This is a genomic window from Clostridium sardiniense, assembly GCF_016907995.1.
In the GTDB taxonomy this organism is placed as follows: domain Bacteria; phylum Bacillota; class Clostridia; order Clostridiales; family Clostridiaceae; genus Clostridium; species Clostridium sardiniense.
Genome location: NZ_JAFBDA010000047.1, coordinates 1 through 6,410, shown reverse-complemented (window position 1 = coordinate 6,410; position 6,410 = coordinate 1). Strand labels below are relative to the sequence as shown.

Annotated in this window: 6 protein-coding genes, 2 tRNA genes and 2 rRNA genes; 8 read left to right on the top strand and 2 right to left on the bottom strand. The window is 28.9% G+C overall.

All coding sequences use genetic code 11. The features are described from left to right. From rrf (JOC62_RS18980) to JOC62_RS18955, 6 genes are all read left to right on the top strand, one after another. Positions 1–95 (top strand): 5S ribosomal RNA (gene rrf, locus JOC62_RS18980); the annotation flags it as partial. Positions 96–102: 7 nt separating this feature from the next. Then, positions 103–178, top strand: a tRNA-Lys gene (locus tag JOC62_RS18975). 66 nt (positions 179–244) lie between these two features. Then, the gene (locus JOC62_RS19505) at positions 245–460 is read left to right on the top strand and encodes a YetF domain-containing protein (protein WP_204596836.1); all 216 of its coding nucleotides are present in this window, start codon (positions 245–247) and stop codon (positions 458–460) included. 245 nt (positions 461–705) lie between these two features. Next, entirely contained in the window at positions 706–1,656 is a 951-nt protein-coding gene (locus JOC62_RS18965; RefSeq protein WP_204596835.1) for an L-lactate dehydrogenase, read from the top strand. Between the two features lie 178 nt (positions 1,657–1,834). Further along, positions 1,835–1,951: ribosomal RNA gene (gene rrf / locus JOC62_RS18960) — 5S ribosomal RNA — on the top strand. Positions 1,952–1,957: 6 nt separating this feature from the next. After that, positions 1,958–2,033: transfer RNA gene (locus JOC62_RS18955), tRNA-Lys, on the top strand. 232 nt (positions 2,034–2,265) lie between these two features. On the opposite strand, the gene JOC62_RS18950 is transcribed toward JOC62_RS18955, so the two are convergent. Further along, positions 2,266–3,018, bottom strand: coding sequence for a signal peptidase II (locus JOC62_RS18950; RefSeq protein WP_204596834.1), 753 nt, complete (start codon positions 3,016–3,018; stop codon positions 2,266–2,268). A 164-nt stretch (positions 3,019–3,182) separates the two neighbouring features. Between JOC62_RS18950 and JOC62_RS18945 the strand changes: the two genes are divergently transcribed. Both JOC62_RS18945 and JOC62_RS18940 read left to right on the top strand, forming a co-directional pair. Continuing rightward, positions 3,183–3,989 (top strand): pyruvate, water dikinase regulatory protein, encoded by an 807-nt coding sequence (locus JOC62_RS18945; RefSeq protein ID WP_204596833.1) that lies wholly within the window; start codon positions 3,183–3,185, stop codon positions 3,987–3,989. Positions 3,990–4,133: 144 nt separating this feature from the next. Continuing rightward, on the top strand, positions 4,134–5,081 hold the full coding sequence (locus tag JOC62_RS18940) for a patatin-like phospholipase family protein (protein ID WP_204596832.1): 948 nt from the start codon (positions 4,134–4,136) through the stop codon (positions 5,079–5,081). Between the two features lie 27 nt (positions 5,082–5,108). Here the strand turns inward: JOC62_RS18940 and JOC62_RS18935 are convergent, their stop codons facing one another. Further along, the gene (locus JOC62_RS18935; RefSeq protein ID WP_204596831.1) at positions 5,109–6,086 is read right to left on the bottom strand and encodes an amidase domain-containing protein; all 978 of its coding nucleotides are present in this window, start codon (positions 6,084–6,086) and stop codon (positions 5,109–5,111) included. Positions 6,087–6,410 lie beyond the last annotated feature (324 nt).

The window sequence follows — 6,410 nt, the reverse complement described above, 5'->3', positions numbered from 1 at the left end:
AAACACTCCTTCCCATTCCGAACAGGAAAGTTAAGCTCTATAGCGCCAATGGTACTGCACGGGAGACTGTGTGGGAGAGTAGGACGTTGCCAGGTAAGATATGCGTTATTAGCTCAGTTGGTAGAGCACCTGACTCTTAATCAGGGTGTCCCGGGTTCGAATCCCTGATGACGCACCATTTTTAAAAGACCTAGAATTATCTAGGTCTTTTTTTGATATATAAAAATATAACTAGAAAGCTGTAATAGTCATAGAGAATGGAATTATTAACTTTCAAAATCTAAAAAAGATAAGATTATCAGTGGATATGCTTGAAAAGCGATTGAGACAATTGGGTATAGCTTCTATAAAAGATGTTAAATATGCAACTGTAGAAGTAAGTGGGGAATTAGGATATGAATTAAAAGGGAAAACAAGCCGGTTACGAAAGGTGATATTCAGAAACTTATTAATGAAATAGAGGAGTTAAAGAGATATATACCTAGGGATTTTATACTAAAGGGGGAAAATGGTGAAAATATTTTTGCTGAGATAAAGACTAAAAGACTTAATGATGATAATAATTAACGGCGATAAAAAAATAAACTCTAAAAATAATATATATTATTTTTAGAGTTTATTTTTTAAAAATTTTACTATATAGTATTAATATAGTAAAATAAATCATTATTGATAAAATCTTAAGAGAAATGGGGAGAAGATAATATGGGAATTAAAAATACTAAAGTAGCAATAGTTGGTACAGGCCTAGTTGGATCTAGTACCGCATTTAGCTTAGTTACACAAGGTGTATGCGATGAAGTTCTTATGATTGATATAAACAATGAAAGAGCTGTAGGAGAAGCAATGGATTTAAATCACTCAATAGAGTATTTAAATAGAAATACTAAGGTTAGAGCTGCATCCTATGATGAATGTGGCGATGTAGATGTTATAGTAATAACAGCAGGAGCACCACCAAAGCCTGGGCAAACAAGATTAGATACGTTGGACTTAAGTGCAAAAATAGTTGAGACAATTGTAAATCCTATTATGGAATCAGGGTTTAAGGGGTATTTTATAATAGTTTCAAATCCAGCAGATATTATAGCATATCATGTATATAAGTTATCTGGATTACCAAAAAGTCATGTATTAAGTACAGGAACATCAGTAGATACTGCAAGATTAAAGAACTTCATTGGAGAGCTTTTAGATGTAGATCCTAGATGTGTACAAGGATATTCAATGGGTGAACATGGAGATTCACAAATGGTACCGTGGTCACATGTAACTGTAGGAGGAAAATCATTTATAAAGGTATTAGAAGATAATAAAGATAGATTTCAAAATGTAGATCTTGATAAGCTAGTTCAAGACACTGCACAAGCTGGATGGGAAGTATATAAGAGAAAGGGTACTACATATTATGCAATTGCTAGTGCAACTGTAGGAATAATAAAAGCAATTTTATATAATGAAAATAAGATAATACCAGTTTCAACTCTTTTAGAAGGTGAATATGGAGTATCTGATGTATTTGCAGGAGTACCAGTTATATTAAATTCAGAAGGTATCAAAGAAATTGTAGAGATACACATGAGTGATGAAGAAAAAAATAAATTCCAAAGTTCAATAAATGTTATCAAAGAATATATAAAAAGACTAGGTTATTAAAGAAAAATAGTAAGAAATAAAAACACTGTAACCCTTGAAGTATAAGGCTTTGAGGGTTGTTTATATATTTAGAAATAAAAAAATATAAAAAAAATGAAGAAATTTGTTGACAAAAGGTTGTTAGGTCTATATAATAAGTAATTGTTGAGCCGCTAATTGAGGCGAAACGGCAAAGCAATCTGGTGATGATGGCATAGAGGAAACACTCCTTCCCATTCCGAACAGGAAAGTTAAGCTCTATAGCGCCAATGGTACTGCACGGGAGACTGTGTGGGAGAGTAGGACGTTGCCAGGTCCATATGGTTCGCTAGCTCAGTCGGTAGAGCACATGACTTTTAATCATGGTGTCCCGGGTTCGATTCCCGGGCGAGCCACCAAGAATTACTTTAAGTAATTCTCTAATAGGAACTTGCTTAGCATTATATATTCAAAAAGATTATGCAAGCATAATCTTTTTTTTATTAAGATAGAAATTAGGCAGTGATTTATAATCACCGCTTTTTTTATTAGTAATTTTATTGGTAATATTTAAGCTACATCAAATTTTTGATGTAGCTTTTATTTATACATATGAGTTTTAAATTGAATTGCTATTGTTAATTGCTATGATTATTTCTTTTTTGGAAATAATGATTTTATATCATTACCGATAAAAATGAAGAATTTCTTTATACTCTTAAAGTCTTCCTTTAAAGTTGTATCATCTTCATTTGAGAAGAAGCCATTATCGTATAGACATACAACTAAAAATAATATTCCAAGATTAATATATATATCTTTAAAATCAGCTACAAATAAATTACTTATTCCAATAAAGTCTAGGCTACCACCATAAAAAACTTTATCTATAAGAGAACATAAAGCTCCTGCGATTATAAATACTATAGCAAGATCTCCAAATATACCTTTATGACCTTTGCTTCTATAATATCTGTATAATTCTATAAAGATTACTAAAGCTACAATATTAAGTATAATCAGCATAGAAAAACTAACTGATGTACCAAATCGAGCATTTAACCATGACCCATCTGTATTAATTAATGGATTAAAGGATAAAAATCCATTGAAAATATCAAAGTAAGAATTAAAGAAGAATAGTTTAATTATTATTTTAATTCCTTGGTCAAGCAACATAAGTATAAAAAATAGTTCAAAGATACCCTTCCTTGTAAGACCATCAGGTCTTTTTAATGTGAATCTATAAAAAGCGTATCCTACTATTCCAAATAAGATTATCAAGAAGATATTTCCTATGATAGTAGTTAAGTCATTTATTCTTCCAGTAAATAATTCAAATAGTAGATAAACTAGCCACATTACAGGCAATGTACATATAATTAATAATTTTTTAGTATTCATTATGCCCTCCATATAAAGAATAATTTGTAAATCACAGCTTACAAAATTAAGTTTAACATATAATAATAAAATTCACTATTGAGAAAAATAAAAAAAATATGTAATAATATAAATATAAAGAGAATTTTGAAAATTACAAATTTAACAGAAATGAGGGTATTGAGATGTTAACAATATTTGCCGTATCAGATTCTATAGGGGAAACAGCCAATCAAGTCGCTATTGCTGCTGCAAGTCAATTTTCAAATGATGTTGTAGTAGAGAGGATTCCGTATATAAAAACTTTGGAAGATATAGAGGATGTAATTAGTGCAGTTAAAGAATGTGAAGGGGAAGCGATTATAGTTTCTACAATAATAACTGTTAATGTAAGAGAATATTTAACTCAAAAAGGTATAGAAAATAATATATCAGTTATAAATGTACTAGGTCCAATACTAAATGTAGCATCTTCTAAACTAAATAGATTACCAGATAATAATCCAGGTGCAATGTGGGAGACTGATGAAGATTACTTTAAAAGAATAGAAGCTATGGAATTTGCCATGCAATATGATGATAGTAAAGATTATAGAGGTCTTAAAAATGCTGATGTAGTTTTAATTGGACTTTCAAGAACTTCAAAGACACCATTATGTATGTACTTAGCTAATAAAGGAATAAAGGCTATAAATATCCCATTAGTACCTGAAGTAGGGGTGCCAAAAGAATTATATGAAATTGATAAGAAGAAGGTGTTTGGACTGACAATAAATCCACTTCAATTAATTGAGATAAGAAAAAGAAGATTAGATAAATTTCATAGGATACCATCTGACATTGAGTATGCAGGGGATGCTAGAATATTAGAAGAATTTGAGTTCTCAGATAAGATAATAAGAAGAATTGGTTGTAAAACTATAGATGTTACTCAAAGAGCAATAGAAGATACTGCGTTAATTATTCTAGATACATTAAAAGTTAATAAGTAGTCTATAATTAAATATGACTGTAAGGGTTTTTCTTAAAAATACATAGAAAGGCCCTTTTGTTTTAACCAATAAGAAAATACAGTATAAAATAATAGTGTGAAATTATATGTAGTAAAAATTATTAATATTAAAGGGGGGATTAAAATGAAAATAGGATTAGTTTTAGCTGGAGGGGGAGCAAGAGGGGCATATCAAATAGGAGTATGGAAAGCTCTTAAGGAGTTAAAGATAGATAAATATATTAGTGTTATATCAGGCACATCAATAGGAGCTTTAAATGCTATGTTATTTAATCAAGATGATATAAATATTGCAGAAGAGGTATGGATGAATATAAGTGTTGAGAAAATACTACCAACAGATCATAAGGATTTATTAAAAAGAAGTATACTTGTAACAATTGGATCAAGAAATTTGAATTTAATAAAAAAATATATGCCTAAAGCTATAAATGGTGGAGATATACCTAGAGATGGTCTAATTGAAATAATTGATAAATACTTAGACTTTAATAAGATAAAAAGTGTAAATAGGATATGCTATGCGGCATGTACTGAAATACCAAAGGTAGAAGCAAAATACTTTAAGGTTGATGATTATAACAATGAGGATATAAGAAAAATACTTTTAGCTACATCAGCTCTTCCGATGATATATCAAAGTGAAGAAATAGAAGGTAAAAATTATCTAGATGGAGGTATGACTGATAATATACCAATACAACCTGTATATGGTGAAGGGTGCGATATAATAATAGTAGTCCCATTAGCTAGCAATGTAAAAATTAATAGGGAACTCTATCCAAACTCAAAGATAGTAGAAATAAGACCAAGTGAAATGGAAGCGGGATTAATGGCTGGTGTTTTAGATTTTACTCCAGATAATACTAAGAAGAGAGTTAGTATTGGTTATAAAGATACAATAGATCAAATATCGCCTATAATGGATATCGCATTAATGATAGATAAGGATAATCGAGAAGAAGAGAAGAAAAAGAAGATGCTATTTAATGTTTTAAAGAATAAATTATTTGGAAATAAAAATGAAGATGTTAAAAATAAGAGTGAGAATAAAAATAATATAGAGGCATAAAAAGGCTAACACGACCATGTTAGCCTTTTAATATGGAACTACTATTCTTATCTTAGGGTATATATTAGGATATACATAAGAAAGAGGATAATTTAATTTATCATAAGAATGACAACAGTAAAGACATGTATTTCCTGTATTATAAGTTATAATTCCAGAATGGGACCAAGTATTTTTAATTGGGCTAAAGAATTGTATTATAGATCCAACGCAATTTTGATTTATATTTGTTGTTTCAAATGCAAGATGATTATAAATTAAGTAATTACGTAGTTCGTTTACTCTAACCCAAGGATTAGAGTATGGTTTCCATGTTGAAGAGGTCTGTATTCCAGCATAATGAATAGTTTGGGATACGAAGTTAGTACAATCTCCACCATTTTTATCAAAATCTATATATTCTTTGTTATAATTTAAAGCATATTTTTCAGCGTATTCTACTGCCTTAGATTTTGAGTAAGAGGTCTTTTTTAATACTGATGAAGCTGCAACTGTGCTCTTGATATTTATATTGAGAGTATTAAAGTTTAATAATAAAGAATTATATTTATCTATTTCATTATCTAATAAAGTGTTGTAAAAAAGAATGAAAGTCTTTGGATCTTTATAATTAACTGTATCTTTTAATGATTCTATATCAGATATATAATCTATAAACCATTTATCTGATATCTTTTTTAGTAGTGAGATATATGTTGATGTAGTTATAGAATTAAAGCTGTTACCATCAATATCAAATATTGAGTATACAGAAAATTTAACTAGAGAATAATTCTCGTCTACTTCCTTAATAAAATCATATTTTATTTTAGAATATGAATCTAAAATAGGAAGGGAGCTTTTTTTATTATAAAGAGTGAAGTATTTTATCTTTAAATCGAGTAATTCATTTAATTTATCATTTGATATAAGTTGCTTAAAATTATTATTAGAGAAAATTGCATTAAGAAATTGTTTTATAGTAGTCTTTACTGAACTTTTTTTGCTCATTATAATGTTATACATACCTAAAAATCCTTATATTTAGTAATAATTTATATTATTATATGAAATAAGGGGTGATTTGATATAAAATTGCAAAAAAATGTTGACAATATTAATTGTTGATGATATTATAAATCTTGTCGCTGATGCGAAAGGGCTTCTACGGAAGCGAGACAACATTTTAAAGCAAATTAAGTAAAAAACTTATTGAAAAAATGTTGACAAAGTTTTTCGAAAGTGATAAGATAAATGAGTCGCTTGAGGGCGACGAGATAAAATGGTCTTTGAAAATTGAACAGAATATATAAAACATTTAAACAACCAGCAATTCTTTTTATTAAAGTA

What these genes read in the sequence shown, in the direction of transcription:
- JOC62_RS18965 (WP_204596835.1), top strand. Translation starts at nt 706, where the DNA reads ATGGGAATTAAAAATACTAAAGTAGCAATAGTTGGTACAGGCCTAGTT.
- JOC62_RS18950 (WP_204596834.1), bottom strand. Translation starts at nt 3,018, where the DNA reads ATGAATACTAAAAAATTATTAATTATATGTACATTGCCTGTAATGTGG.
- JOC62_RS18945 (WP_204596833.1), top strand. Translation starts at nt 3,183, where the DNA reads ATGTTAACAATATTTGCCGTATCAGATTCTATAGGGGAAACAGCCAAT.
- JOC62_RS18940 (WP_204596832.1), top strand. Translation starts at nt 4,134, where the DNA reads ATGAAAATAGGATTAGTTTTAGCTGGAGGGGGAGCAAGAGGGGCATAT.
- JOC62_RS18935 (WP_204596831.1), bottom strand. Translation starts at nt 6,086, where the DNA reads ATGTATAACATTATAATGAGCAAAAAAAGTTCAGTAAAGACTACTATA.